Genomic DNA, 26,865 nt, shown 5'->3' with positions numbered 1-26,865 from the left:
CAGGCAGAAACCGGGATCCGGCGATCCGGCTACGGTTTTCCCGAGGCGGGCGTAGACCACGCTCGCAAGGGACTCCACGGGGGAGAACTGCCATGTCCGGGAAGACCATGACGTCAACCGTCGCCGACGCCACCGACAGCGCCGCAGCATCCGCGTCGCGGCGCAGGTCGCTCGCTCTGAGCGGTGCCGCACGAGAACTGGACCTGAGGCGCGGGGAGTTCGATCTCGCGGTACAACTCGGGTATGTGCGGACCGTCCCCGGGGAGCCGGGAGGGGGACGCCGTGTCAAGTGTGCGGAGATCGATCGCGTGCGGCGCGAGGCCGGTTTCCCCGAGGCGCTGCGGGAGCGGGTCAAGGTGCTGGGCACTCGGGACGGTGCGGCCTTGATGGGGGTGACACCGGCCAGGTTCACCCGGTTCGCACGTCTTGGCCTGGTGGTTCCCGTCAAGTGGTACCTGAACCGCTACCGCGCGGTGGTCTGGCTGTACTTGGCCGAGGAGCTCAAGCAGTTCGCATCGGGCGAGGCGAACGCGAACCTGCTCACCGGCCGGACGCCGGAAGGGCTGCGCGACCAGCTGGAGGCGGGCCTGGATCTGCGCCCCAGGAACTGGCGAGGGCGCCACCTCGGATTCCGGCTGCGTCAGTTGGAGGATCCATGGGCGAGGGCCGCGGTGGTGGCGTCCCTTCTCGATCCGGCACGGGTGGAGAAGGTCGTCCGTGATCCGTACGAGCGGGCCGAGCTGTATCGCCTCCGGTCCGCGCGACCCGTGCAGGGGCCGCCCGACTCGCCTGCGGTCCGGGTCATCGTGCGGATCATGACGGCAGAGGATCCCGATGAGATCGGATGGCTCCTGGCCGATTTGGGACTGGCCCTCATCGAGGCACGCGGGTACCGGCCCGCGCCGGGGCCGTTGTCGGTGGGCCCGGACGAAGGTCCGTCCGGGAGTCCGGCCGGCTCTCAGGAGCCGCAGCCTCAGCAGGAGCCGACACCGTCACAAGGCATGTTCGGGTGGCTGCGGCGCAGAAACCCGTGACCGCCGCGGCATTCGGGCGGTGACCCCGATGCCGGGCGCCCTGCGTCAGCGCTGGAGACTGCGGAACAGCCCCTCCTGGACGACCGAGACGAGCAGACGTCCCTCGATGTCGTAGATGCGGCCCCGGGCCAGACCGCGGCCACCCACCGCGATCGGCGACTCCTGGTCGTACAGGAACCACTCGTCCGCGCGGAACGGCCGGTGGAACCACATGGCGTGATCCAGCGACGCCATGTCGAAGCCGCGCGGTCCCCACAGCGGCTCCACGGGGATGCGGACGGCGTCCAGGAGCGTCATGTCGCTCGCGTAGGTGAGAGCGCAGGTGTGCACCAAGGGGTCGTCCCCCAGCGGGCCCACGGCGCGCATCCAGACGGCGCTGCGCGGCTCGGCGTCCTTGATCTCCTCGGCGCTCCAGCGCAGCCGGTCCACATAACGGATGTCGAAAGGCTGACGTCGCGCCATCCGCTCCAGTGTCTCGGGCAGTGCACCGAGGTGTTCCTCGACCTCCTGCGCCACCGTCGGCAGGGTTTCGGGGTTCGGAACCTTGCGGGCCGGAGGCAACTGGTGATCGAAGCTCCCCTCTTCAGGCTTGTGGAAGGAGGCGGTCAGATTGAAGATCGTGCGGCCCCGTTGTACGGCCGTGACCCGCCGGGTCGTGAAGGACCTTCCGTCACGCACCCGTTCGACCTGGTACACGATGGGCACTCCGGGGATGCCGGGGCGCAGGAAGTACGCGTGCAGCGAGTGCACCGGCCGTTCACCGTCCGTGGTCCGGCCGGCGGCGACCAGCGCCTGCCCGGCCACCTGGCCGCCGAAGACCCGCTGCAGGGACTCCTGCGGGCTGCGGCCACGGAAGATGTTGACCTCGATCTGCTCCAGGTCGAGCAGATCGACAAGCCTCTCGGCTGGGTTCGTCATGGAAGCGTTTCTCCTGTGCTCACAGCTGGCCGACGTCGGTGACCCGGACGACGGCGCGGCCCTCCGCATCGGAGGCCGCAAGGTCGATCTCGGCGCTGATGCCCCAGTCGTGGTCGCCGTTGGGGTCGGCGAAGGCCTGCCGGACGCGCCACAGCCCGTTCTGCGGCTCCTCCTCGATCATCAGCAGCTTCGGGCCGCGAGCGTCGGGGCCGGTGCCGAGCTCCTCGTATTCGTCCCAGTACTTGTCCATGGCGGTGCCCCACGCATCGGCGTCCCAACCGGCCTCGGCGTCCATCTCGCCCAGCTCCTCGACCTGGTCGAGAGCGGCGAGTTCCACCCGGCGGAACATCGCGTTACGGACCAGGACGCGGAAGGCGCGGGCGTTCGCGGTGACGGGCTTGACCTCGTCGGCCTTCTCCTGCGCCTCTTCGGCCGTCAGCTCCTCCGGGTTGGCCAGCTGCTCCCACTCGTCCAGCAGGCTGGAGTCGACCTGGCGCACCATCTCGCCGAGCCAGGCGATCAGGTCCTCCAGGTCTTCCGACTTCAGGTCGTCCGGGACCGTGTGATCGAGGGCCTTGTAGGCGCTGGCCAGGTAGCGCAGCACGATGCCCTCGGTGCGGGCGAGTTCGTAGTAGGAGACGAACTCCGTGAAGGAGAGCGCCCGTTCGTACATGTCACGGATGACCGCCTTCGGCGACAGCGGATGATCGCCCACCCACGGGTGGCTCTTGCGGTAGGTGTTGTACGCCTGGAAGAGCAACTCCTCGAGCGGCTTGGGGTACGTGACGTCCTGGAGCCGCTCCATGCGCTCCTCGTACTCGAGGCCGTCCGCCTTCATCGCCGCCACGGCCTCGCCGCGCGCCTTGTTCTGCTGGGCGGCCAGGATCTGGCGCGGGTCGTCCAGCGTGGACTCGACGACCGAGACCATGTCGAGGGCGTAGGAGGGGGACTCCGGGTCGAGGAGTTCGAATGCGGCCAGTGCGAACGTCGACAGCGGCTGGTTGAGCGCGAAGTCCTGCTGAAGATCGACGGTAAGGCGCACGATGCGGCCGGTGGGGTCCGGCTCCTCGAGCTTCTCGACGATCCCGCCGTCCAGCAGCGAGCGGTAGATCGCGATCGCGCGCCGGATGTGCCGCAACTGCTGCTTGCGCGGCTCGTGGTTGTCCTCCAGCAGATGACGCATCGCCTCGAAGGCGTTCCCCGGCCGGGCGATCACCGACAGCAGCATCGTGTGGGTGACCCGGAAGCGGGAGGTGAGAGGCTCGGGCTCGGCGGCGATCAGCTTCTCGAAGGTGTTCTCCGTCCAGCCGACGAAGCCCTCCGGTGCCTTCTTGCGCACCACCTTGCGGCGCTTCTTCGGGTCGTCGCCGGCCTTGGCGAGCGCCTTCTCGTTCTCGATGACGTGCTCGGGCGCCTGCGCCACGACCAGGCCCGCCGTGTCGAAACCCGCGCGTCCCGCGCGGCCCGCGATCTGATGGAACTCCCGGGCGCGCAGCGTGCGTACCCGGTTGCCGTCGTACTTGGTCAGCGCCGTGAACAGCACGGTGCGGATGGGAACGTTGACGCCGACGCCCAGTGTGTCCGTGCCGCAGATCACCTTCAGCAGACCGGCCTGGGCCAGCTTCTCCACCAGACGCCGGTACTTGGGGAGCATGCCGGCGTGATGGACGCCGATGCCGTGCCGCACGTAGCGGGAGAGGTTGCGGCCGAACTTGGTGGTGAAGCGGAAATTGCCGATCAGTGCGGCGATCTCGTCCTTCTCCTCGCGCGAGCACATGTTGATGCTCATCAGCGCCTGCGCCCGCTCCACGGCCTGGGCCTGCGTGAAGTGGACGATGTAGACCGGGGCCTGGCGGGAGTCCAGGAGGTCGGTGAGCGTATCGGTGAGGGGGGTGAACCGGTACTCGTAGGAGAGCGGTACCGGACGAGTCGCCGAGCGGACCACCGCGGTCGGTCGTCCGGTGCGGCGGGTCAGGTCCTTCTCGAACATCGAGACATCGCCGAGCGTCGCCGACATCAGGATGAACTGTGCCTGAGGCAGCTCCAGGATCGGGATCTGCCACGCCCAGCCGCGGTCGCCCTCGGCGTAGAAGTGGAACTCGTCCATGACGACCTGGCCGACATCGGCCTGCCGGCCGTCGCGCAGCGCGATGGACGCGAGGACCTCGGCTGTGCAGCAGATCACAGGGGCGTCCGCGTTGACGGAGGCGTCGCCGGTCAGCATGCCGACGTTCTCGGTGCCGAAGAGCTTGCACAGCTCGAAGAACTTCTCCGAGACCAGAGCCTTGATCGGCGCCGTGTAGAAGGTGACCTGGTCCCGGGCGAGCGCGGCGAAGTGCGCCCCCGCGGCGATCATGCTCTTGCCGGAGCCGGTGGGAGTCGACACGATCACGTTCGCTCCCGAGACGGCCTCGATCAGCGCCTCCTCCTGGTGGGGATAGAGGGTGAGGCCGCGATCCCCGACCCACGCCTCGAAGGCTTCGTAGAGGGCGTCGGGGTCTGCGGTCCTGGGGAGCTGATCGATGAGGGTCACGTCCCCATCTTGCCTGCCCCGCGACCGGATGGGGGAATCGGATACCGGTCCGAAGATCGTCAACGCTACGCTGTGGCGCCGACAACACGTCAGTGCACATCGACAACTGAGCAGCGCGACAAGAAGAATGGGGCGGGAAGCGGCGATGATGGGACCAGCACACTCACTGTCGGGGGCCGCGGCCTGGCTCGGGGTGGGGGCGGCCGCTGCCGCGGCGGGCCACCCGATGCCCTGGCCGGTGCTTCTGGTCGGTGCCCTGATCTGCGCGGGAGCCGCGCTGGCCCCGGATCTGGACCACAAGGCGGCCACCATCTCGCGGGCCTTCGGACCCATCTCCCGCGGGGTGTGCGAGATCGTCGACAAGCTCTCCTACGCCGTCTACAAGGCGACCCGGAAGCCGGGCGACGCCCGTCGCTCGGGCGGCCATCGCACGCTGACCCACACCTGGCTGTGGGCGGTGCTGATCGGTGCGGGCACCGCGGCCGCGGCCGTCGCGGGCGGCCGGTGGACGGTGCTGGCCATCCTGTTCGTCCACATGGTGCTCGCGATCGAGGGACTGCTGTGGCGGGCGGCCCGCGGTTCGAGCAGCGATGTGCTGGTGTGGCTGCTCGCCGGTACCAGTGCCTGGATTCTGGCGGGCGTGCTCGACAAACCCGGCAATGGTTCGGACTGGCTGTTCACCGCGCCGGGACAGCAGTACCTGTGGCTCGGCCTGCCGATCATCCTGGGTGCTCTGGTGCACGACATCGGGGACGCGCTGACCGTGTCGGGCTGCCCGATCCTGTGGCCCATACCGCTGGGCCGCAGGCGCTGGTACCCGGTCGGCCCGCCCAAGGTGATGCGGTTCCGGGCGGGCAGCTGGGTGGAGCTGAAGGTGCTGATGCCCGTGTTCATGCTGCTCGGCGGCGTGGGCTGTGCCGCGGCGCTCAACTTGATCTGAGCGCGGCCCCGGGCGCCGGCCTACTGATCTCCCTCAGTGCCAGCCGTCTGCCCCGCCCCGCCGTACCGGCGCTCGAACTGGGCTATGCGCCCCTCCGAGTCCACCGTCCGTGCCTTGCCGGTGTAGAAGGGGTGGCTCTCGGACGAGATCTCCACGTCCACGACCGGATACGTCTCGCCGTCGTCCCAGTCGATGGTCTGATCGCTGGTCGCGGTGGACCGGGTCAGGAAGGCGTAGCCGGCGGCGCGGTCGCGGAAGACGACGGCGTGGTAGCCGGGGTGCTTGTCCTGCTGCATGACTGCTCCTGGCAGGGGTGCGGGGACCAGCGGCATCAGCCGGACGAGGACTCCTCGTCGACGATGTGCACGGCGGCTTCCTCGGCCGAGGCCGCCGCGCCGTCGATGCCGACGTCGCTGGCGATCAGCCCGCTCTCCTCGTCCTCGTGCGCTCCTTCGCCGGGCGCGACAAGGCGGCCGGAGCGGACGTCGCCCACCTCGTTGTCCAGGGGCTCCCCCTCGCCGTCCGGCCAGTCCCCGATGTCGTCGCCGTCCGGGGTCGCGATGTCCGGGAGTTCCTCGGAGAGGCGTTCGTCCAGGGTCTCGCCGTGGTGTCGTTCGGACGCGGTCACGCCCACGTGCTCTACCGCCCAGGGCCGCTCCGGCGGTGACCAGCCGCGGTCGAGAGGGTCGCCGACCCCGTCGGAGAGCAGGGTGTCCTCGGCGTCGAGCAGCCCCGCGTCGTCCTGCACCTCGGATCCGTCGGGCTGGTAGACGTCGTCTCCCCAACCGTCGGTGCTGTCCACGGGTACCTCCAGGTGATGGGCGGAACCGGGCGCCGCCGAACACGACGCCGGACGCGGGGGTCGCCGGGCGTGGGCCACGCCCTTCCGACCGACGACTGTGGCACATCCCCCGCGCTGTTCCACCTCCAGACTTTCACTTTGCGATGCCCCCGCGCAACGGCAGCCGTGGTGGCGCCGCGGCACGGGGGCATCGTGCGTGGAAGGGGTCATGGGCAGGCCGCCGACTGCCCGGTCGCGGACCTGCCCCCGGCCCGGCGCCGCGTCAGCCGTGCCAGGACCGCCACAGCGCGGCGTACGCCCCGTCCGCGGCGACCAGCTCGTCATGGCTGCCCAGCTCGCTGATCCGCCCGTTCTCGACGACGGCGATGACATCGGCGTCGTGCGCGGTGTGCAGCCGGTGCGCGATGGCGACGACCGTGCGCCCGTCCAGCACACGGGAGAGCGAGCGCTCCAGATGACGGGCCGCACGCGGGTCCAGGAGCGAGGTGGCCTCGTCCAGGACCAGCGTGTGCGGGTCGGCGAGCACCAGCCGGGCCAGCGCGATCTGCTGCGCCTGTGCCGGAGTGAGCGCGAGCCCGCCTGAGCCCACCTCGGTGTCCAGGCCCTCGTCCAGGGCACGGGCCCAGCCGTCCGCGTCGACCGCGGCCAGCGCGGCCCACAACTGGGCGTCGACGGCGTCGGTGGAGTCTCCGCTGGAGGGGAGACGGGAGTGCGGGAGGGCCAGCAGGAGGTTGTCCCGCAGGGAGCCCACGAAGACATGGTGCTCCTGGTTGACCAGGGCAACGTGCGAGCGCACGCGCTCGGCGGGCATCTGCGACAGTTCCGCGCCGCCGAGGGTGATCCGGCCGTCCCGCGGTGCGTAGATCCCGGCGAGCAGCCGGCCGAGTGTGGACTTGCCCGCCCCGGAGGGACCCACCAGAGCGAGCCGGGTGCCGGGCGCCACCTTCAAGGAGATCCGGTGCAGTACATCGACTCCGGCACGGTAGCCGAAGCGCACCTCGTCGGCCTCCACGTCGAGCCCGTCGGGGCTCAGTGAGGTGTCGCCCGCGTCCGGTTCGATGTCCCGGACCCCGACCAGCCGGGCCAGCGACACCTGGGCCACCTGCAGCTCGTCGTACCACCGCAGGATCAGGCCCACGGGATCGACGAGCATCTGCGCGATCAGCGCGCTCGTGGTGAGCTGGCCGACCCCGATCCAGCCGTGCAGGACGAACACCCCGCCGATCATCAGCACCGAGGCCAGGACTGTGACGTGCGTGATGTTGATGAACGGGAAGAGCACCGAGCGCAGCCACAGCGTGTACCGCTCCCAGGCGGTCCACTCCTTGACCCGCCGGTCGGAGAGGGCGATGCGCCGGTCGCCGAGACGATGCGCCTCGATCGTGTGCCCCGCGTCGACGGTCTCGGCGAGGACGGCGGCCACCGCGGCATAGCCGGCGGCCTCGGAGCGGTAGGCCGAGGGAGCCCGCTTGAAGTACCAGCGGCATCCGATCACCAGCAGCGGTACGGCGAGCAGCACGGCCGGGGCGAGCTGCGGAGCCGTGACCGTCAGACCGCCGAGCAGCAACAGCACCCACACCACGCCGATCGCCAGCTGCGGCACGGCCTCCCGCATCGCGTTGGCGAGCCGGTCGATGTCAGTGGTGATCCGGGACAACAGATCACCGGTACCCGCCCGCTCCAGCACGCCCGGCGGCAGCCCCACCGCCCGTACCAGGAAGTCCTCCCGCAGGTCGGCGAGCATCCGCTCGCCGAGCACGGCACCGTTCAGCCGCACCAGTCGCACGAACACGGCCTGAACGGCGAGCGCGAGGACGAACAGGGCGGCGGTGCGTTCCAGGTGGAGCTCCCGCGTACCGTCCGACACGCGTTCCACGAGTCCGCCGAGCAGGTAGGGGCCCGTCATCGAGGCGATGACGGAGACCGTGTTCACGCCGATGAGCAGCAGGAAGGCCCGGCGGTGCCGCCGGAACAGTTCGGCCACGTAGGAGCGGACGGTCTCCGGGGCGCCGACGGGCAGCGTATGCGCCACCGTCGGGGCCGCCGGATCGTACACCGGTGGCGCCACGCCGGTCATGCGGTCTCCTCGATCTCTTCCAGTTCGGCGAGCATGTCTTGGGCCCGTGCCTCTTCGGTCCGTGCCCCTCCGATCCGTGCTTCGTCAGCCAGCACGTCATCGGCCAGTACGTCGACGGCCGGTTCTTCGTCGGCCGGTAGGGCGTTCCGTGCCGCGGTCTCTTCGTCGGTCTCGCGGGTCACCACCGCTCGGTACCGGGGGTCACCGTGCACCAGGTCGCGATGCAGGCCCACGGCCACGACCTCGCCCTCGTGCACCAGTACGACGCGGTCGGCACGGTCCAGGACCAGGGGCGACGAGGTGAACACCACCGTCGTGCGGCCCGCCCGCAGCTCCCGGAGCCCCTCGGCGATCCGGGCCTCGGTGTGCGAGTCGACCGCGGACGTCGGTTCGTCCAGGACCAGCACCTGGGGATCCGTGATCAGTGACCGGGCAAGGGCGAGCCGCTGGCGCTGGCCGCCGGACAGGGACCGGCCGCGCTCGGTGATCCGCGCGTCCATCGGGTCGGCAGCGGTCGGCGAGCCCTGCGTGAGCGCCTCCAGGACGTCGCCGCACTGCGCCGCAGTGAGCGCCTCCTCGGCGCCGACCTTGCCCGAGGCGGGCACATCGAGCAGTTCCCGCAGCGAGCCGGACAGCAGCACCGGATCCTTGTCCTGGACGAGGACGGCGGTCCGGGCCGAGTCGAGCGGGAGTTCGTCCAGCGGGACGCCGCCCAGAAGCACCGAGGCGCCCTCCTCGGCGGAGTGCCCGCCCAGCCGTTCGGCGAGCACGCCCGCCGCGTCCGGGTCGCCGCAGACCACGGCGGTCAGCTGCCCGGCGGGCGCGAGCAGCCCGGTGGCCGGGTCGTACAGATCCCCTGCCGGCTGGCACGCCTCGCGGGAGCCTGCCGAGTCCATGGCGCGTTCCAGTGAGAGCACCCGGGCCGCGCGCCGGGCCGACGGCCGTGAGAAGGAGTACGCCATGGCGATCTCCTGGAAGTGCTGCAGGGGATAGGCGAGCAGCATGACGGCGCTGTACACGGTGACCAGCTCGCCGACGGCGATCCGGCCCTCCTGCGCCAGGTGCACACCGCGCCAGACGACCGCGATCATCAGCAGCCCTGGCAGCAGCACCTGGACCGCCGCGATCAGCGACCACATCCGGGCGCTGCGCACCGCTGCGGTTCGCACGTCCTGTGAGGCCCTCCGGTAGCGGTTGAGGAAGAGTTCCTCGCCACCGATGCCACGCAGTACACGGAGGCCCGCGACGGTGTCCGAGGCCAGTTCGGTGGCGCGTCCCGCCTTCTCCCGCTGAGTGTCGGCACGCCGGGTCGCCCGGGGCAGCAGCGGCAGGACGGCCAGTGCCAGCGCGGGCACGCCCACCGCGACCACCACGCCGAGTGCGGGCTGGTAGACGACGAGCGCGACGCAGACCGCCACGACCGTGAGCGCGGCGGCACTGAAGCGCGAGACGGCCTCGACGAACCAGCCGATCTTCTCGACGTCCCCGGTGGACACCGCGACGACCTCGCCGGCCGCGACGCGGCGGGTCAGCGCGGAGCCGAGTTCCGCCGTCCTGCGGGCCAGGAGCTGCTGGACCCGTGCGGCCGCGGTGATCCAGTTGGTGACCGCGGTGCGGTGCAACATCAGGTCGCCCACCGCGATACCCACCCCGCACAACAGCAGCAGCCCGCCGGTCTGGACGAGCCGCGCGCCCGAGCGATCGACCACGGCCTGAACGGCAAGGCCGACGCAGAACGGCAGCCCGCACACGGACAGGAAGTGCAGCAGCCCCCACGCGAGGGACTTGAGCTGCCCGCCCAGTTGGTTGCGGCCGAGCCACCACAGGAACCGGGGACCCGAGCGTGCGTCCGGCACACCTGGGTCGGGATACGGAAGGTCTCGAATCTGCATGACATCCCAGTGGCTCGTGTCACGGATGGATCGGGCCAGAGTGCGGAGGCGGGGGCAGCGCCCACGAGCGTCCGCGAATGGCCGTACAAACCGTGAAAGGGTCGCCCGTGTTGCGGCCGGAGGCAAACGGTTTTCCGGCCCGACGGGTGAGTACCGGCCCACCCCGGGCGCGACACACGGGCGGGACAGCCCTTAGGTATACATGATTTGGCATCAAATAGTGTGACTATATTCCTTATGTGAAGGGATGGTGTGCACCGTGCGGGGCGCTCGCGAGTTGTGGGCGCGGCCTGTGGTGTGCTCCTCATGTCCCTGTCGGCGTGCGGAGGTTCGGGTGCGGAGGGGAACCGGCAGCACGGCGGACGACTGCCGAACAGGGCCGCGGGGCCGCCAGCCACGGCCGAACCGCCTGCTCCCACAGTCGACCGAGGACGCATCCCAGGAGTCGGCGACCACCTGTACCGGCGCATCCCGGACGGCAGCCGCCAGGCGCTGGTGGTCTACGGAGACGGCAGGGACTCGCCGGACTCCACGATCGTGTACTACGTGAAGGACGGTGACGCCTGGTCCAAGGCCGGTCGCTGGGCGGGGCACAACGGCAGGGAGGGGTGGACCACGGACCACTCTGAGGGCGACCTGCGCAGCCCCGTCGGTATGTTCACCCTCAGCGACGCCGGCGGCGTACGCGACGATCCCGGCGCAATGCTGCCGTACGACCAGAACTCGGTGTCCTACGCGGCTCCGGCAAACTGGGGCGAGGCGCACCGGAGCGACTTCGACTACGTCATCGCCATCGACTACAACCGGCGCCCGGGTGCCCCGCCGTCCGATCCGATCCGCCCCGGCGGATCCGACAAGGGCGGTGGCATCTGGCTCCATGTGGACCACGGCGACGGGACGGCGGCCTGTGTCACCCTGCCCGAGTCCGGTATGGAGTACCTGTTGCAGACGCTCGACCCGGACCAGCGTCCCGTGGTCGTGATGGGGGACAGGGCGAACCTGCGGGCCTAAGAGTCATCACGTGATGCTGTGATGCCCGTCCGGTGTCTGTGCTGACCTGGCGCGCCTGGGTGGCGCTTGTCCGTACAGCCGGCTGCTCCGACGTGGGCCTTGTTCCGTTCGTTCGCGGGTCGGGTCTCATTCGGGGTTTGTCCGGTACCGGGCGGTGATGTTTCGTCGAGCAGAGGCCCTCGGCCGGGAAGTCCCGATTCGGAGGCTGCCGCGTGGGTGCGGCCCCGTGCGGGGCGGGCACCGCGCTGTGGTTGACTCGACAGGGCCTCTTGCAGCCCTTCATGGAACAAGGTCTGTGTGGTGCGCGTCTGGGCGGTGTCCAGGCGGGCAGTGCTCGGATCGTCCGGATTCTCAAGCCGGACATGGGCGTTGAGTGCGGCGGAGACCATGTCCCGGTCACCGACCAGCCCACACGAAATGCAGTGGTGGATCCGGTGGGCGAGGGTTTTGGCGACGCGTTCTCCACAGAAGCAAGTCTGGGACAACTTTGTGGTGAAGGTGGAAGCCCGCAGCATCCGCCCGCCGCTCTTCTCGCACTCCCGGGCTATGGCGGTGATGAGTCGGCCGGGTGTGGAGGCTTGGAGGGCTTTGCCCCACCGGCGGTACCAGGTGCGGATGTCGCAGTCCTCGACGATCAGGTTCGCACCGTGGCCGGCGGTGATACTCCCGGCTATGCGCCTGGCGCGGTGGTCTTTCGCCGCGACCGCGGTCGCGGCCGTGTCGGCGAGCCGGGCACGGTTGAGCCGGTAGCCGACCGACAAGGTGTCGCGCCGAAACGCCTGCTTGGGCGCACCGGCCTTGTTCGCTGCCCGGGCACCGCGAGGCACTTCGACGCTTCGTGCAGGCAGGCCGGTGGCCTGGCGGCGTTCCGCACGGGCCTGCTGCCGTTTCGACGGACCGTACTGGGTAGGGTTCGATGCCCTGCGGGAACGGTCGAGCGCCCTCTTGCGTCCTCTCTCCTTCTGGCGGGCTTTCGCCAGGGCGGCGAGTTCGTCGGCAGACAGATCCACCCGGGTCGCCTCAACATCACCATGAGACGGGTCGAACGTGGCCGGGAACGAGACGACGGAGAGGTTGGAGACGTTGCCGTCGACCCCACCGACACGCTCGAGCGCGGCCGCCGCTGCACGCCGGGCCCGCGTGGCGGAGGACGTGTAGCCGCCGGCCAGGACCATCAGGTGGGCCTCGTACGCCCACCCGCCCGGTGCGGACGCGTCCCGGCGCCGCACGAGGTCGATCTTGTGCCACGTTTCCGGGTTGTTCAGGAAGTGCAGCAAGCGTGGCCACCGGCCAGAACCCGACGGCAGCCGGACGGGCAGGACCAGGTCGCCGCGGCTGCTGTCGGCGCCGCCGGTGAACACGACGGCCAGGGGTCCGGTGTGGTCCCACCACGTCGCGGTCCGCGTCTTCGGTTTGCCCTTCGCCGTGACCTCACGCGTCGGCACACGCCCCGACGGCCGAGCCGGTGTGGGCAGGTGGCGCGGCTGCTCGAGCACCTTTGCCCCCGGCGGGAGGGCTGCGGCCTGCTCCGGGGTGGTCACCGAACGGCCGAGGCCCCGGTGCCGGTAGGCAGCCACGTGCCCGGCGAGCGTTCCGTGCAGGCGGAACGTCTCCCATTTCCGGGCCGTGGTGTGCGACCGGGCGCGGCCGGGGATGCGGGTGTACTCCCACCACCGGCCGACCTTCGGCCTGCCGTGCCGGCGACCGGAAGCATCCGGGAACAGATGCCGACTCACGGATGTCTCAAAGACCTCGTCGGCCTGATGCATCACCAGAGCTTTGGTGACGTGATGACCCAGATGCTTCGACTTCTCCATGTGCCGGTACGCGCGCCGCTCCATCCCCGCCCGGGACAGGCCCAGTTCCAGACGCCACGCTTTCGCGTCCGTTTCACGGCGGACGTCACCGGCCCAATACGCGTCAACCGCATCCCGGGCGTCCCGCTGCAGCGCACGCTTGATGGACCACATGGCCGAGAACAACAACTGCTCAACCCGATGCCGGACGCCCGAATCGTGAACATCCAGCGGGAGACGGATCACCGCAAGTTCGGTGTCCTCGCCCCGCGTCCACCGTTTCCCTTTGTTCTTGCCCCGGAACCTGCGCGCAGGAACATCAAAGGAGGCCGCGACCTCGAGCAGCTCTGCACTCATCGATGACCCACCTCCCTTTCCGCTCGCGACAACACACCTGTCCGCAACCCGGGGCAGCGCGGCAACCACCGCCAAAGCTACAAGGCACCACTGACAGCGCCCCGTTGCAGCAGACGACTTGACGCCTTTCGCCGGGATTCTCGACGACGGCCGCCCGCACCGTATCGAGGTCTCCGTCGCCGGCGTGCCTTCGGGACAGAGGGGCTGGAGCACTCCCGTGAACGTGCTCGTCTGGCAGGACGCGAAGAGCGCCCAGGTCACCGGGAAAGCCACCGTCCATCGGGTGGGCGCTCGCGCCAACTCCTCCGTCCACACCCCCCGGGGCCGTCAACCGGCTGGACACCGAGGGTGGTCACCGGTTGGTAGTCGGCGGATACGTCGACACCTCGCACGGCCGCGCGGCGACCGTGGTCAGCAGAACGCTGGCGAACACGTCCGTGCACCGCTGGACCGTTGGAGAGACCATGGACGGACTCGAGGCGACCTGGACGGACGACGGGTCGATCGGCGTCGACGGGCGCGGCCCGGTCCGGACGACCCGCACCCCTCGCATCTACACGATGAACGGCACCACGACACCGGGCGCCGATGATCGGCTGCGCACCGTTCTGACGCTCGGTGACCTGGCAACGGTCGCCGAGACCCGCGGCAACGGGCGCACGGCGCGTCGCGGTTCGAGTACACCTACGCCGGGGACGCGATGTACACGGCCAACGTGCCGCGCGATCAGGGGCACGCGGTCCGTACGACGAGCGAGCGCCACCGGCTGTACGGCTCGGACGACTGCTGCCCCCGGAGACTGACGACCGTTCAGGGAGCGCTCACCGAGGACCGCGACGGCTGCTGAACCCTGCGTCCAGGCGCCCTGCGGGGCGTGGTGCAGATGAATGCTCTGCTGTCGACGGTGACCCCCTCGTCAGCAGGGCGGCTTCAGAGGGGACGCGGTCGGGGCGTCGCCGCCGTCGATCAGGGTGGTGAGCAGACCGCCGAGCACCTCACGCTGCTCCTCGGTCAGCGGAGCCAGGATCTCCTGAGCCGCGGACCTGCGCGCCCCGCGGAGTTCGCGCAGCGCCTGGCGGCCCGCGTCCGTGACCTCGATCCGGATCACCCGTCGATTGGAGGGGTCGGGCACCCGGCGCACCATGCCGTTCGCCTCCAGCCCGTCGACCAGCGAGGTCACCGCGCGGGGCACCACCTCGAGGCGCTCGGCGAGATCCGCCATGCGAGGCGGGGAGCCGAAGTGCGCCAGGGTGCGCAGAAGCCGGGACTGGGCCGGTGTGATGCCCAGGTCGCACTGCTCCAGATGACGTTTCTGGATCCGGTGCACCCGGCGGGTGAGCCGCAGCAGCTGCTCGGCGAGGAGGCCGTCGGGATCTGGGGTGGTCATGCGGGAACAATATCAGGGCGCCGCTCATTATGAGCATAGGTAACAATGAGCTAGGATCCGTAAGTCGCCGGTTCCTCCATGCTCTCCGGCAGCCCTCGCGTCCGCTTCCCGAGACGCCACCTCACCACCGTAGGAGCCCATGCATCCCGATCGACCCACCTGGACCCCGTCACCCGGCGGCCGGCCGGATCAGCCCCGGCAGGTTCGCCGCATCCTGAAGCTGTTCAAGCCGTACCGAGGCAGGCTCGCGATCGTCGGCCTGCTGGTCGGCGCCGCGTCGCTGGTCTCCGTCGCCACACCGTTCCTGTTGAAGGCGACCCTCGACACCGCCATCCCTCAGGGCCGCACCGGCCTGCTCAGCCTGCTCGCGCTCGGCATGATCGCGAGTGCCGTCGTCACCAGCGTCTTCGGTGTGCTGCAGACCCTGATCTCCACCACGGTCGGCCAGCGCGTCATGCACGACCTGCGCACCGCCGTCTACGGGCGACTGCAGCGCATGTCGCTGGCCTTCTTCACCCGCACCCGCACCGGGGAGGTCCAGTCCCGCATCGCCAACGACATCGGCGGCATGCAGGCGACCGTCACCTCCACCGCGACCTCCCTGGTTTCCAACCTCACCAGCGTGGTCGCCACGATCGTCGCGATGGTGGCCCTCGACTGGCGGCTCACCGTGGTGTCGCTGCTCCTGCTCCCGGTGTTCGTGTGGATCAGCCGCCGCGTCGGCAACGAACGCAAGAAGATCGCCACGCAGCGCCAGAAGCAGATGGCCGCCATGGCCGCCACTGTCACCGAGTCGCTCTCCGTCAGCGGCATTCTGCTCGGTCGCACCATGGGCCGGGCCGACTCGCTCACCAAGTCCTTCGAGGACGAGTCCGAGAGCCTCGTCGACCTCGAGGTGAAGTCGAGCATGGCGGGCCGGTGGCGTATGGCCGTCATCACCATCGTCATGGCCGCGATGCCCGCCGTCATCTACTGGACCGCGGGCATGGCGCTCCAACTCGGCGGCCCGTCCATCTCGATCGGTACGCTGGTCGCGTTCGTCTCGCTCCAGCAGGGGCTGTTCCGGCCGACCGTGAGCCTGCTGTCCACCGGCGTGCAGATCCAGACCTCGCTCGCGTTGTTCCAGCGCATCTTCGAGTACCTCGACCTGCCCATCGACATCAACGAACCGGCCGACCCCGTCCGTCTCGACCGGGTCAAGGGCGAGATCCGCTTCGAGGGAGTCGAGTTCCACTACGACGACAAGAGCGGTCCGATACTCGAGGACATCGACATCACCGTCCCGGCGGGCGGCAGTCTCGCCGTGGTCGGGCCCACCGGCTCCGGGAAGTCGACACTCAGCTATCTGGTGCCCCGGCTGTACGACGTGACGGGCGGACGGGTCACGCTCGACGGAGTCGACGTGCGGGACCTGGACTTCGACACGCTGGCCCGCGGGGTCGGCGTGGTCTCCCAGGAGACCTACCTCTTCCACGCCTCGGTCGCCGACAACCTGCGCTTCGCCAAGCCCGACGCCACCGACGAGGAGCTGTACGCGGCAGCGAAGGCGGCCCAGATCCACGACCACATCGCCGCTCTTCCCGACGGGTACGACACGGTCGTCGGCGAACGGGGCCACCGCTTCTCCGGCGGTGAGAAGCAGCGGCTCGCCATCGCCCGGACCATCCTGCGGGACCCGCCCGTCCTCATCCTGGACGAGGCGACCAGCGCGCTGGACACACGTACCGAGCACGCGGTGCAGGAGGCCATCGACGCGCTGTCGGCCGACCGGACGACCATCACCATCGCCCACCGGCTGTCCACCGTCCGGGGTGCCGACCAGATCGTCGTCCTCGACTCCGGGCGCACGGTCGAAAGGGGGACACACGAGGAGCTGCTGGAGCTGGACGGACGCTACGCGGCCCTGGTCCGCCGGGACGCCCAATTGGAGACGACAAGATGACGATATGTCGGGTTTGGGGCCTCTGTCGGGTTACCGTGCCCGCATGGACGCGAACACTCCGTCAGGGAAGCCGAACCGACTGAAGCGCCACCGCCTGGCCATCCTGGTCGCGAGCGCGGCCGTCCTCGTCGCGGCCGGCGTAGCGGTGCCGCTGCTGATTCTGCAGAGCGACGAGGAGAGCCGGAGCACCTCTCTCGTCATCCCGGAGGGCTGGCGTGCCGGCCAGGTCTTCCGAGCGGTGGACAAGGCTCTCGGGCTGCCTCCGGGCTCCACCCGGAAGTCCCTTGCCAAGGCCCACCTCAAGCTGCCGCAGGACGCGCAGGGCAACCCGGAGGGGTACCTCTTTCCGGCCACGTATCCGATCCACCGGAACGAGTCTCCCGAGTCCGTTCTGCAGTACATGGTCGACACCGCGAACAAGAGGTTCAGTGGCGGCACGATCGCCGCCGGTGCGCAGAGCAGCGGGATGACCTTCTACCGGACCGTCACCATCGCGAGCATCGTGCAGTCGGAGGCCGCGACTCCGCAGGACATGCGAAAGGTGGCCCGGGTCATCTTCAACCGCCTCGCGCGCGGCATGCCGCTGCAGATGGACTCCACCCTCAACTACGCGATGGACCGCTTCACGCTGAACACCACCACGGCCGACACGAAGATCAACAGTCCCTACAACTCGTACCGGCACATGGGCCTGCCGCCGACGCCGATCGCCAACCCTGGCTCGGAGGCGATCCGCGCGGCGCTCAACCCGACGCCGGGCGACTGGCTGTTCTTCGTCACAGTCAAACCGGGCGACACCCGGTTCACGGCGAGCTACGAGGAGCACCTGCGCAACGTCGAGGAGTTCAACCGTCTGCGCGCCGCGGGTTCCGGGTCGAACTGACGGTACGAAGCCGGGGAACCGCCGCCCGGGCGGTACGAGCGCGGCCCGCGACGGCCGCGGTGGTCACGCCACGCTCTCCCCGACCGGCTCGGACGCCAGAAGCCGCCTGATGTCCCGCACCGCCGCACGACCCGCACGGTTGGCGCCGATGGTGCTGGCCGAGGGGCCGTATCCGACGAGATGGATCCGCGCGTCGGAAGCCACCCGGGTGCCCTCCACCCGAATGCCGCCGCCCGGTCCGCGCAGCCGCAGCGGCGCGAGGTGGTCGATCGCCGCCCGGAAGCCGGTCGCCCACAGGATCACATCGGCGTCCACGTGCCGCCTGTTCTCCCACTCCACGCCGTCCGGTACGATCCGGTCGAACATCGGCTGCCGGTCCAGGACACCGTCGGCGATCGCCCGCCGGATAGCGTCGTTGAGCGGCAGACCGGTCACCGAGACCACACTCCTCGGCGGCAGCCCCTGCCGCACCCGCTCCTCCACGAGCGCCACGGCCGCCCGTCCAAGCTCCTCGTTGAACGGACCCTCGCGGAAAACGGGCGGACGCCGCGTCACCCACGTCGTCGCGGCGGCGTACGGGGCGATCTCCATCAGATGCTGGGTGCCGGACGCGCCGCCGCCGACGACGATCACCCGTTGACCGGCGAACTCCTCGGGCCCCGGGTACTGGGCGGTGTGCAGCTGCCGGCCCCGGAAGGTCTCCTGGCCCGGGTAGCGCGGCCAGAAGGGCCGGTCCCAGGTGCCCGTGGCGTTGATCAGCGCCCGTGTCGACCAGGTACCGGCCGAGGTCTCGACGAGCAGCCGCCCGTTCGTGCCCTCGCGCACGGCCCGGACGTCGACCGGCCGCCGCACCCGCAGGTCGAACGTGCGCTCATAGGTGTCGAAGTACTCGCCGATGACCTCGGAGGACGGCCGCGCCGGGTCGGCGTCCGTCAGCTCCATGCCGGGCAGCGCGTGCATCCCGTGCACCTTGCCGTAGGTCAGCGAGGGCCAGCGGAACTGCCAGGCACCGCCGGGAGCGGGGGAGTGGTCGAGGACCACGAAGTCACGGTCCGGCTCAAAACCCGTGCGCCGCAGGTGATAGGCGCTGGACAGTCCCGCCTGACCAGCGCCTATGACGACGACGTCCACGTCGCGTATCCCGGTGTCGTTCACGTTTCCACCAACCGTCCCGGGGCCGCGGATCTTCCCTGCGTTCCGTGGGCGCTCGCGGAGCCGTGGTGCAGGCCCGTCGGCGCCCACTGGTGAACGCGGGCGGCGCGTCGGCCGGGACCCTCCGTACCTCGGCGCGGACGCCCGGCACGGGTGTGAGCGAGTTCGGATGGGTCAGGATGGAGACATGTCCGATGCCTTCAGCACCCGTGTCCTGAACGTCGCCTCCGGTTCCTCGGAAACGGTCGTCGATCTCACCCGAGAGTGTGAGGCCTTCCTCCGCGACGCGGCCCGAGGCAGGGACGGCCTCCTGAACGTCTTCGTCCCGCACGCCACGGCCGGCGTGGCCGTCATCGAAACGGGTTCCGGCAGCGACGACGACCTCCTGGCAGCGCTGCACACCCTGCTCCCGGCCGACGACCGCTGGCAGCACCGTCACGGCAGCTCAGGCCACGGCCGGGACCACGTCGTCCCGGCACTCGTGCCGCCGCACGCGACCCTGCCGGTTATCGGCGGCCGACTGGAACTCGGGACCTGGCAGTCGGTCTGCCTGGTGGACACCAATAAAGACAATGCCAACCGTCAGGTGCGGCTGAGCTTCCTGGGCTGAGCAAGATCGTCCTGGGTGTGGCCGCCAAATCTCAGTACGCAACTGGGAGCGGCGTTCTCCGGCCTCGGTCGTGGCAGTGGTGACTGCGGCTCTGACGTCGCGATTGCCGTAGAGGAAGGTGCGGGAAACGTCCGCGCGGCGGCCGACGGCGGCGACGCTGACCTGGGCTTTCTCAGCTCAGCTCAGGACCGGCTCAGCCACTGGAGCCGTCCGTGCCGCCGGACCGTGGTCCCCGACCGGGAGTTCCGGTCCGGCGGCGGGCTCCGTTCAGTCCTCAGGCCGCTCGGACGCCAGCAGCTCCCGGAGTTCGTCCATCGCCTCCCGGAGCCGGTCGGCGAACGTCCGCATCTGCGCAGCGACCGCCATCGGCGTGCTCAGGTAGAGGTTGAACCGCTCGGGAAGCAGCACATAGGCGACACCGATGCACTGGCTGCTGGTGGACCCGAAGCCGAAGTACTGGATATTGACGGACGGCGCGGAGCTCGTGCTCAGGTAGTCGTCCCGCATGGTCAACCAGCCCGGCGTCCGGTACAGCGCGGGCTGCTCGGTCACCCCGAGCTCGGCCCCGCGCCGGCGCTGGATCAGCTCCAGCTCCCACAGGTGCTGCTCCGGCACCTGCCCGGCCTGGCACGCCTTCGCCCGCGCCACATGGGCCTCGGTGGCTGCCCGGAACGCGGCGCGCCGGGCGTCCGCGTCCGCTGCCGGGTCCTCCATCGCCGCCACGAAAGCCACCATCTCAGTGGTGACGACGCGCATCGCCTCGGTCCGCCCGTGCCGGTACTGCCGGGTGGCGATCGACTCGTACGTGGCACCCAGGTGCCCCTTGGCGCGCTGGTGGGCGAGCTGGTAGGCGGCTTGGACGAACGCGTCCGGCGAGACCCCCAACACCTTGGCCGCGCTGCTGCCGAAGTCCGCGAACGACAACGTGCTGGTCGCGGTGTTCTCCCCGTACGCCGCGAACGCGTCGGCGGCGGAGCGCGCATGGTCCCGCAGCGCGTCGTCCAGTTCGAACACGATCCGCTCCAGCGCCGGCAGCCCCTGGGAGCGGGCTCCGGACTGCCGGGACTGCTCCTCGGCCGGGGTGTTGAGCAGGGCGTCGGTGAAGGTGAGGATCGTGGTCCCGTCCAACTCGCAGTGCTCGACGTTGATGCCCGCCCGTCCGTCGGCGAAGACGACGAAGGACACGGCCTTGTCGAACCAGCGGTTGCCGCGGTCGCCGTACAGCAGCTGGTCACAGGCCTCCTGGACGTCCGCGGGGGCGAAGTCCTCCAGAGCGACGCAGAACAGCGCGCTCTCGACATCGTCAAGGGCGTCGGCGTTGCGGGGGTGGCAGGCGACAAGGGACTCCCGGGCGGCCGCCCACTCCGCGCGGGCCATGGTGGTGAGGTGGCCCACCGAGGTGTCCGCGCCGGCCGGGTCGGCGCCGGCCTTCATCACGGCGCGCAGTCCCGCCTCGATGTCATCCAGGCTGTGCGGGACACCGTCCGGACCCAGCACGTCCAGCCGGAACATGCCGCCCCGGAAGAACACCACGACATGCCGGGCCTCGGACGGGCCCGGCCACTCCTCGGTGTAGGGGGCGCGGACGGTGTCCTGCTGCACGCCGGGGATACGCGTGGTGGAGAACAGAAACTTGGTCTGCACCATCGACTGAGGTGCTCCGCGCTGCACCACCGGTGGAATCAGCCCCTGATCGAGTTGCCGCTTGTAGTTGAGGGCCCCGGCGACGAGCCCGGCCGCCCGCTCCACCTGCGCCTGGTCGGAGTCCCGGAACAGGAAGAAGAAGTTGGCGTTGAGCGCGATCCGGTCCCGGCGGCCCAGGTATCGGTACGGCCAGAAGATGTCGAGCCAGCTGTGCACGCCCTCCGTGGCGTCGTATTCCTCCAGCGCGGCATGCAGCACCCGGCCGGGGCCACCGGGTCGGAGAAAGGCGGCAACCTCCGCCTCGGTCGCCGACCGCTCGTCGGCGGTCAGCAGCGGCGTACACCAGGCGAGAAACCTCTCGCAGCTCGCATCCAGCGTAGGCAGCGGCACGCGCGGGAGGCTGTCCTCCTGGGCGAAGGTCGCGTTGCCTGACGCACCCTGACTGGTCTTCAACTCTGTTCTCGATTCGAATCGTCGGTACCTGTGATGTCGTACGGCCGGGAAAGGTAGAGCTGTGCGTACAGCCAGCCTTCCGCCTCCAGGCCCCGTGGATCCACCCCTGCGGCCGACATGCTGTCGAGCACGAGCGCCTGCTCCTGCGGGGAGGCGAACCGCCGCTGTCTGAACACCTCGTCGACGCGGACGGTCCGGTAGCCCAGACTCGCCAATGCGCGCTCGACGGGGTCGAACGGGAACATCCGCAGCACGAAATGCGCCATCCAGGGCCGGCGGATGCCCTGTGTTCGGACTACTCGCGTGAGCGTCCGCTCGGTGACGTAGCCGACGCAGCCCGTCGAGATCACCAGGTCCGTACCCGAGAGCTGGGCGCGCTGTCGCGGTGTGGGCTCGTGCTCCTCCAGGTCGGCTTGCACCGCGTCGTCGAGGAACCCGGCCTCAAGACCGTAGGACAGCGCGCTGCCGGAGGTGTCGAGGCCGACGAAGCGGATCGCTTGCGGGGGTTGGCGCGACCGAGCCAGCTCCCGGTCGCGGGCCAGCAAAGCCTCGCGGCTCTCACCCGCACGCTCCTCGTCGCCGTAGCGCGCGTACAGCTCGTCCATGGTCGCGTCGTACTTCAGCAGGGCGGCGTTGGTTCCGTACGAGCAGCCGATGTCCAGCACCTTCGGTACCGCGACGTGCCGGGACTCCCGGTACTCCGTGATGATCTTGGAGAAGTAGGGCTTGGCCTGCTGCGGAACGCAGTAGTCGAGCGGGCGCAGCACCCTGAAATAGGTTCGCGGATCGGGCTGGTCGTAGATGTGGTCGAGTGAGACTTTTCCGGTCACGTCGAAACGCACAGGGCTTACTCCTCCGTGGGATCGCGCAGGGGGAAACGGCCTACGGCGACTACGCGTTCTCGCCGCCCGCTAGTCCAGGAGCCGGTCGCCGCGGACCGCCCGGCCCTCGGCCGCCAGGTGCTCGGGCAGTACCCGGCCGAAGAGCTGCCGGGTCCGTTCCACGCTCCCGATGACGCCGGGGCGCTCGCTGTAGGCGAATATCGCGGAGTGGCGCGCGACCTCGCCGCGCACCGGGCTCACTCGGTGCAGCGAGTAGCGGCCTTTGAACAACTGAAGGTCACCAGGTTGCAAAGGGAGGCGCCGGGTCAACCGCTCGCCCCGGCCGTTCACTACGTCCCGGACGTCGTCGAAATTCTCGTCCTGCGCGGTCCGAATGTTCGGGCAGTACTCGAAGACGCCGCCGGCCTGCGCTTGCTGGGTGAGCATGCTCACGGTGAACTCGTTGGTGTCGAAGTGCCAGGGGTGCTCCATGCCCGGCGCGATGACGTTGAGAACCAGCCCGGAGAGCGGGTCCGCCAGTTCGTGCAGCTCCGGCAGTTCGAAGCAGCGGGCGATGAAGTGCAGGAACGCCATGTTGGAGTAGAGCCGGCTGATGAGGGAGTCCGCGGGGATGCGGTCCCGCGCGACGAACGCGTTACCCCGCTCGAAGATCTTCCGGCCCGGATGGTCCTCCGGCAGTGCCGAATCCACTGCGATGTTGTAGACGTTCACCGTCTCGGTGTCGTGGTGCGCCCGGGGGGCGATGGCCGAGCACTCCTGCCGCAGCACATCGCGTAGCGACGGGCGAATGAAGTCCGGCAGCACGGTGCATCCGAGAGTCAACAGGTCGCGCCGGGCACGGGAAACCACGGCCTGTCCCCGGGCGCTCGCGAGTTCCGACAGGGGATAGCGAGCCGTGTCGACTACCTGATCAAGCGTCAGGGCTTCGAAAGAGCGCATTCGATCCTCTCCGCAGGCGGGCCGCCCCTCTCGCCGGTTCCCCCGGCCGGCCCGCGGTTCCGCCCCTTACGCACACATGGGACGAGCGACGCGATCCGTGCGGTCGGCCGGACCTCACGCTCGGCTTTTGAGTAACTAGGCTGGCAGGAAGGGCACTTGAAGTTCCCACAATGGTGCAGTGTTGTCTGTATGTGACGCGTCACACTGCCCAACTGTGCGTTCCAGCAGGCCTTCGCGGGTTCGGCACGGGCCGACTGTCGCGCAGGAGCCGCAGTGGCCGGTCAGGCCCTTCGCGGTCAGTGAGATCAGAATGTCGTCCAGCCCGCCCGTGCGGCGGACGTACGAGGGCAGCAGCTGAGGCCGGAACGTACCCAGCCGGTCCCGGGGGACCCGGACCGTGACCGCACCGACCTCCGTCATGCCCTTGTTGGCCCGTAGCCGTTGCGCATGTTGCCGCCCGAACGGGACCCGCCCGCCGACCCGGCCGGCCTCCGTGGCCAAGTGGTGGTCCATCTCCGGCTCCAGGGTGGCATGCATCAGGGGGCTGGCATGATGCGCCGCCATGGGAACGGGAGACGACAGTGATGAGGCGTACGTAGTCGGCCTGTGCAACCTGGTGCTGGTTGAGTCGGGCTTGACCCAGCACAAGTTCGACTGGTTGCTGGGTGATCCCGGGACGGGCGGTCGACACATCCTGTCGCCCCGACTCCGCTTTCAGCAGGTCGGAGGTTGGTCTCTCATCCGTGAGGGGGAGGCCTTCCGTGCGTCCGGGGCTGCTGCAGCCGGGCCGCGAGCTCCCCCGGCAGGACGTCCCGGTTTGCCGGAGTGAGCTGGACGACCTCGATGTCGGTGCGCCGCTTGAGGGCGTCGGTGAACGGATCGCGGTGCGTGTGGACCGTGGCGACGACGTCGACCTCTGCGACGAACAGCGCGTCGACCGCGTGCCGGAACGCCGTGCACGCCAGTTCCATCCGCCCCAGCTCGTCGATGAGTACCAGCCGCCCTGTTGCCTCCTCGGTTGCTGCCGGCCGAAGCGACGGCAGCGCCAGTCGTTCCATGACGCCCGGGTCGACGCCGTATTTCCCCACTCGCGGCGGACCGGGCAGGTCGACATGGGCGAACACTTCCCGTCGGCCTGCCAGGGTCTCCAGAGCGAAACCGACGCGGGCGCCGGATTGCCGGATCTCCTCCGTGGTGAAGCCGCTGGCCGCGTGGGTGGGCAGCAGCGCGGCCAGCCGACGCAGGGCGGTCGTCTTGCCCGCGCCAGGGCGGCCCTCGAGCAGGATCCTTGTCGGCACACTGCCATTTTCACCCCGCTTCCAGAGGCGGCCCGGGTGGGCTCGGCCGAACGGGGGTTTTGGGGTGTGGACCGGTGCCGGTGCCGCTGTTGCGGGTATGGCGGCGCGCATGAGCGGAATTGAACTCAGCAGCACCGCGTTCGACGACAAAACGGTGATCCCCCGTCGGTACAGCGGGGAGGGTGAGAACATCTCACCGCCCCTGACCTGGTCGGGGGTGCCCCATGAGGCCACGGAGCTGGTGCTCCTGTGCGAGGACCCGGACGCGCCGGGGACGACCTTCCTGCACTGGCTGGTGACCGGCATCGATCCGGGGGCCACCGGGGCGGCGGAGGGCCAGAAGCCCCAGGGGGGTCTGCCGTGGCCCAACGGCTTCGGCCGCGTGGGCTGGGGAGGGCCGATGCCTCCACCGGGGCACGGGCCGCACCGCTACTTCTTCCGCCTGTACGCCCTGTCCGAGCCACTGCCGCTGCACGACCACCCGGGCGTCGAGGACGTGCACCGTGCCCTGAAGGGCAGGGAGCTGGCCTCCGGCACCCTGGTCGGGACCTATCAGCGCTGAGCGCGTCACCGCTGGTCGTAGCCGTGCGCGCCGTACAGTCGGACGAACCGGGCCGCGGTGACCGTCCGGCGGTGCACCAGGTTGTGCGCCCGCCGCTCGTACAGCACGACGCGCTCCTGCCAGCCCTGCCCGATCGGCTGGACGAGCCGGCCGCCGGTGCGGAGCTGATCCACGAGCGGCTCTGGCACTTGCGGGAAGGCCACGCAGACGATGACGGCGTCGTACGGGGCACGGGTTGGCATCCCGAGGGTCCCGTCGCCGAGTACGACCTCAGCATCGCCGACGCCCTGCCCGGCCAGCCGCAGGCGGGCCTCGTCGACCAGGCCGGGCCAGCGTTCGACGCTGACGACTTACGCGGCCAAGCGGGCCAGCAGCGCGGTCTGCCAGCCGTATCCGGTCCCGACCTCCAGGACCTGTTTGTCTCCGGTGAGGCCGAGAGCGGAGACCATCATGGCGATCAGTGAGGGCTGGGTGGTCACCTGCCCGTAGGGGAGCGGAACGGGCGTGTCCCCGTACGCGGATGCCACCTCGTCCGCGGGGACGAACTCCGCCCGGGAAGCGCAGCGCGTTGGCGTCAGGACGGGGTCCCCGGGTCGGTGTACCGCAGCAGGGCGCCCACGCTCTCGCACAGCCTCAGCTCGCTCTCCGGTACGAAGACCAGCTCGGCACCGGTGCCGACGAGGGCCCGGACGAGGGCCTCGTCGACGAGTTCCTCGCGCGGGGCGCGCACGCCGAAGGACATCAGCTCCGCCTCGGTCAGGGCGAGCTGAGCGGGCTGGGAGCCCGCCCAGAGCCGCAGCGAAGATCCTGGCGGCCGGTTCAGTAGCACTGCCGCGACCTGGCCGCGTTGGAGGGCGGCGACGGTGGCGGCCAGCCCCTCCGTCATGGGTCCGTCCAGGGCACGCCGGCCGATGAAGATGTCTACGAGTTCCCGGTCGTGTGCGGCCATGCGACCGCGGAAGACGCCGTCGAGCTGCGACTCCAACAGGGCGCGTCCGGTGTCGGTGGGGGTCCGGCCGCCCACGCGTACGACCTTGTCCCGCAGGGTGTGCGGCAGGCGGCGGATCAGTACGTTGCACGCCCACTTGTCCCCGCCCACGACGACGGCGTCGGCATGGGCGCGCCGCGCCCGTTCGTCCAGCCGGTGACCCAGCCGGAGGGAGGTGCGGTGCCAGGTCGCCACCGCGACCCTGCGGTGCAGCCGCTCACCCGGGGTGACGGTGGACACGGGCCAGGTGCCGGTCTCCGCCTCCAGAGTTACCCAGCCGTGGGTCTCGGCGGTCGGAAGGCCGCCGTAGTGGACGACTACGGCCATGTAGGGGATCTCCGGAACGTGCTGGGTGACCAGGGGCATCGCGTCCGGCAGGGTGCTGTAGCGCGCGGAGTCGTGCTCGGGCGGCCTGGGCAGCTCCCCGTCCAGGACGAGTGTGCCGTGGGCGGCGAAGATGGCCTGACCGTGCCTTCCCGGCACCTCTGTGTCGGCGCCGACCACTTCCTCCAGTACGTTCAGCAGCGCCCGGTCCGAGCCCTGACGGGACAGACTCTCGCGCAGCCGCCGCCAGCGCAGCGCGATCGCCTGCTCGGGATGCTCGACGTCTCGGGAGGTGTCCAGGTACACGGAGGCGAACGGGCCCGGCTCCGCGTAGAGGGATTCAAGGAACGACAACCTCATCGCCACTCCTCGTCGATGGTCTCCCCTCCTTTGATGATGCGCGCCCCGGGGGGCGATGGAGCTCGACGAGCGCAAAGCGGTGCGGAACGCGGGGCGGTCAGGCGCCACCGGCAGCAGCCGG

Annotated in this window: 22 protein-coding genes and 2 pseudogenes; 8 read left to right on the top strand and 16 right to left on the bottom strand. The window is 69.9% G+C overall.

The genetic code is table 11. The features are described from left to right. Window positions 1-92: 92 nt before the first annotated feature. Window positions 93-1,034 carry a DUF6397 family protein gene (locus ACQEXA_RS09110; protein ID WP_432935346.1) on the top strand — a complete coding sequence of 314 codons (942 nt, stop codon included), beginning with the start codon at window positions 93-95 and terminating at the stop codon, window positions 1,032-1,034. 45 nt (window positions 1,035-1,079) lie between these two features. Here ACQEXA_RS09110 and ACQEXA_RS09105 read toward each other — a convergent pair whose 3' ends face one another. Then, complete coding sequence (locus tag ACQEXA_RS09105) at window positions 1,080-1,952, bottom strand: acyl-CoA thioesterase (protein ID WP_359402535.1); 873 nt, start codon at window positions 1,950-1,952, stop codon at window positions 1,080-1,082. 19 nt (window positions 1,953-1,971) lie between these two features. Continuing rightward, window positions 1,972-4,485: a DUF3516 domain-containing protein gene (locus tag ACQEXA_RS09100; RefSeq protein ID WP_432935348.1), complete on the bottom strand. Its 2,514-nt coding sequence runs from the start codon at window positions 4,483-4,485 to the stop codon at window positions 1,972-1,974. A 145-nt stretch (window positions 4,486-4,630) separates the two neighbouring features. On the opposite strand from ACQEXA_RS09100, the gene ACQEXA_RS09095 reads away from it, so the two are divergent. Continuing rightward, window positions 4,631-5,425 carry a metal-dependent hydrolase gene (locus ACQEXA_RS09095; protein ID WP_432935350.1) on the top strand — a complete coding sequence of 265 codons (795 nt, stop codon included), beginning with the start codon at window positions 4,631-4,633 and terminating at the stop codon, window positions 5,423-5,425. Between the two features lie 20 nt (window positions 5,426-5,445). Here ACQEXA_RS09095 and ACQEXA_RS09090 read toward each other — a convergent pair whose 3' ends face one another. The 4 genes from ACQEXA_RS09090 to ACQEXA_RS09075 form a co-directional block, all read right to left on the bottom strand. Further along, entirely contained in the window at window positions 5,446-5,721 is a 276-nt protein-coding gene (locus tag ACQEXA_RS09090; RefSeq protein WP_432935352.1) for a type B 50S ribosomal protein L31, read from the bottom strand. Window positions 5,722-5,756: 35 nt separating this feature from the next. Further along, window positions 5,757-6,227 (bottom strand): DUF5709 domain-containing protein, encoded by a 471-nt coding sequence (locus ACQEXA_RS09085; RefSeq protein ID WP_433129328.1) that lies wholly within the window; start codon window positions 6,225-6,227, stop codon window positions 5,757-5,759. 262 nt (window positions 6,228-6,489) lie between these two features. Then, window positions 6,490-8,304 carry an ABC transporter ATP-binding protein gene (locus ACQEXA_RS09080; RefSeq protein WP_432935356.1) on the bottom strand — a complete coding sequence of 605 codons (1,815 nt, stop codon included), beginning with the start codon at window positions 8,302-8,304 and terminating at the stop codon, window positions 6,490-6,492. Beyond that, entirely contained in the window at window positions 8,301-10,196 is a 1,896-nt protein-coding gene (locus tag ACQEXA_RS09075; protein ID WP_433129326.1) for an ABC transporter transmembrane domain-containing protein, read from the bottom strand. Before ACQEXA_RS09075 ends, ACQEXA_RS09080 begins: the two co-directional genes overlap by 4 nt. A 306-nt stretch (window positions 10,197-10,502) precedes the next feature. Here ACQEXA_RS09075 and ACQEXA_RS09070 point away from each other — a divergent pair, with 306 nt between their 5' ends. After that, window positions 10,503-11,207, top strand: coding sequence for a hypothetical protein (locus tag ACQEXA_RS09070; protein ID WP_433129324.1), 705 nt, complete (start codon window positions 10,503-10,505; stop codon window positions 11,205-11,207). Here ACQEXA_RS09070 and ACQEXA_RS09065 read toward each other — a convergent pair. After that, a complete protein-coding gene (locus tag ACQEXA_RS09065) occupies window positions 11,204-13,360 on the bottom strand; it encodes a zinc ribbon domain-containing protein (protein WP_433129322.1) in 2,157 nt (718 codons plus the stop codon). The two genes, ACQEXA_RS09070 and ACQEXA_RS09065, sit on opposite strands and share 4 nt — an antisense overlap. Window positions 13,361-13,475: 115 nt before the next feature. Between ACQEXA_RS09065 and ACQEXA_RS09060 the strand changes: the two are divergent. Further along, window positions 13,476-14,207 (top strand): annotated as a pseudogene (locus ACQEXA_RS09060) (peptide-N4-asparagine amidase); the annotation flags it as partial. A 69-nt stretch (window positions 14,208-14,276) separates the two neighbouring features. Here the strand turns inward: ACQEXA_RS09060 and ACQEXA_RS09055 are convergent. Next, complete coding sequence (locus tag ACQEXA_RS09055) at window positions 14,277-14,747, bottom strand: MarR family winged helix-turn-helix transcriptional regulator (RefSeq protein WP_432935364.1); 471 nt, start codon at window positions 14,745-14,747, stop codon at window positions 14,277-14,279. A gap of 139 nt (window positions 14,748-14,886) precedes the next feature. Between ACQEXA_RS09055 and ACQEXA_RS09050 the strand changes: the two genes are divergently transcribed. Continuing rightward, entirely contained in the window at window positions 14,887-16,689 is a 1,803-nt protein-coding gene (locus ACQEXA_RS09050) for an ABC transporter ATP-binding protein (protein WP_432935366.1), read from the top strand. A 43-nt stretch (window positions 16,690-16,732) separates the two neighbouring features. Beyond that, entirely contained in the window at window positions 16,733-17,572 is an 840-nt protein-coding gene (gene mltG / locus ACQEXA_RS09045) for an endolytic transglycosylase MltG (RefSeq protein WP_432935368.1), read from the top strand. A 63-nt stretch (window positions 17,573-17,635) separates the two neighbouring features. Here the strand turns inward: mltG and ACQEXA_RS09040 are convergent, their stop codons facing one another. Further along, window positions 17,636-18,727, bottom strand: coding sequence for an NAD(P)-binding domain-containing protein (locus ACQEXA_RS09040; RefSeq protein ID WP_433129320.1), 1,092 nt, complete (start codon window positions 18,725-18,727; stop codon window positions 17,636-17,638). A 184-nt stretch (window positions 18,728-18,911) separates the two neighbouring features. On the opposite strand from ACQEXA_RS09040, the gene ACQEXA_RS09035 reads away from it, so the two are divergent. Continuing rightward, window positions 18,912-19,334 carry a secondary thiamine-phosphate synthase enzyme YjbQ gene (locus ACQEXA_RS09035; protein ID WP_432935372.1) on the top strand — a complete coding sequence of 141 codons (423 nt, stop codon included), beginning with the start codon at window positions 18,912-18,914 and terminating at the stop codon, window positions 19,332-19,334. A 267-nt stretch (window positions 19,335-19,601) separates the two neighbouring features. On the opposite strand, the gene ACQEXA_RS09030 is transcribed toward ACQEXA_RS09035, so the two are convergent. From ACQEXA_RS09030 to ACQEXA_RS09010, 5 genes are all read right to left on the bottom strand, one after another. Further along, window positions 19,602-21,368: a choline/carnitine O-acyltransferase gene (locus ACQEXA_RS09030; protein ID WP_433129318.1), complete on the bottom strand. Its 1,767-nt coding sequence runs from the start codon at window positions 21,366-21,368 to the stop codon at window positions 19,602-19,604. A gap of 59 nt (window positions 21,369-21,427) precedes the next feature. Then, window positions 21,428-22,273 carry a class I SAM-dependent methyltransferase gene (locus ACQEXA_RS09025; protein WP_432935376.1) on the bottom strand — a complete coding sequence of 282 codons (846 nt, stop codon included), beginning with the start codon at window positions 22,271-22,273 and terminating at the stop codon, window positions 21,428-21,430. Window positions 22,274-22,342: 69 nt separating this feature from the next. Beyond that, entirely contained in the window at window positions 22,343-23,212 is an 870-nt protein-coding gene (locus ACQEXA_RS09020) for a HalD/BesD family halogenase (protein ID WP_432935378.1), read from the bottom strand. Window positions 23,213-23,347: 135 nt separating this feature from the next. Then, a complete protein-coding gene (locus tag ACQEXA_RS09015; RefSeq protein WP_433129316.1) occupies window positions 23,348-23,749 on the bottom strand; it encodes a transposase in 402 nt (133 codons plus the stop codon). 200 nt (window positions 23,750-23,949) lie between these two features. Next, the gene (locus ACQEXA_RS09010; RefSeq protein WP_432935382.1) at window positions 23,950-24,510 is read right to left on the bottom strand and encodes a nucleoside-triphosphatase; all 561 of its coding nucleotides are present in this window, start codon (window positions 24,508-24,510) and stop codon (window positions 23,950-23,952) included. A gap of 109 nt (window positions 24,511-24,619) precedes the next feature. On the opposite strand from ACQEXA_RS09010, the gene ACQEXA_RS09005 reads away from it, so the two are divergent. After that, on the top strand, window positions 24,620-25,072 hold the full coding sequence (locus ACQEXA_RS09005; protein ID WP_432935384.1) for a YbhB/YbcL family Raf kinase inhibitor-like protein: 453 nt from the start codon (window positions 24,620-24,622) through the stop codon (window positions 25,070-25,072). Between the two features lie 5 nt (window positions 25,073-25,077). Here the strand turns inward: ACQEXA_RS09005 and ACQEXA_RS09000 are convergent. Both ACQEXA_RS09000 and ACQEXA_RS08995 read right to left on the bottom strand, forming a co-directional pair. Next, window positions 25,078-25,599, bottom strand: a pseudogene (locus ACQEXA_RS09000) (protein-L-isoaspartate O-methyltransferase family protein). Window positions 25,600-25,646: 47 nt separating this feature from the next. Next, the gene (locus ACQEXA_RS08995; protein WP_432935386.1) at window positions 25,647-26,744 is read right to left on the bottom strand and encodes a hypothetical protein; all 1,098 of its coding nucleotides are present in this window, start codon (window positions 26,742-26,744) and stop codon (window positions 25,647-25,649) included. Between the last annotated feature and the right edge of the window lie 121 nt (window positions 26,745-26,865).

Origin of the sequence: Streptomyces sp. CA-106110 (assembly GCF_050936285.1) — a bacterium.
Classification (GTDB): domain Bacteria; phylum Actinomycetota; class Actinomycetes; order Streptomycetales; family Streptomycetaceae; genus Streptomyces.
Note: the sequence above shows the minus strand (reverse complement) of the source record. Positions and strands in the feature narration are given on the sequence as shown.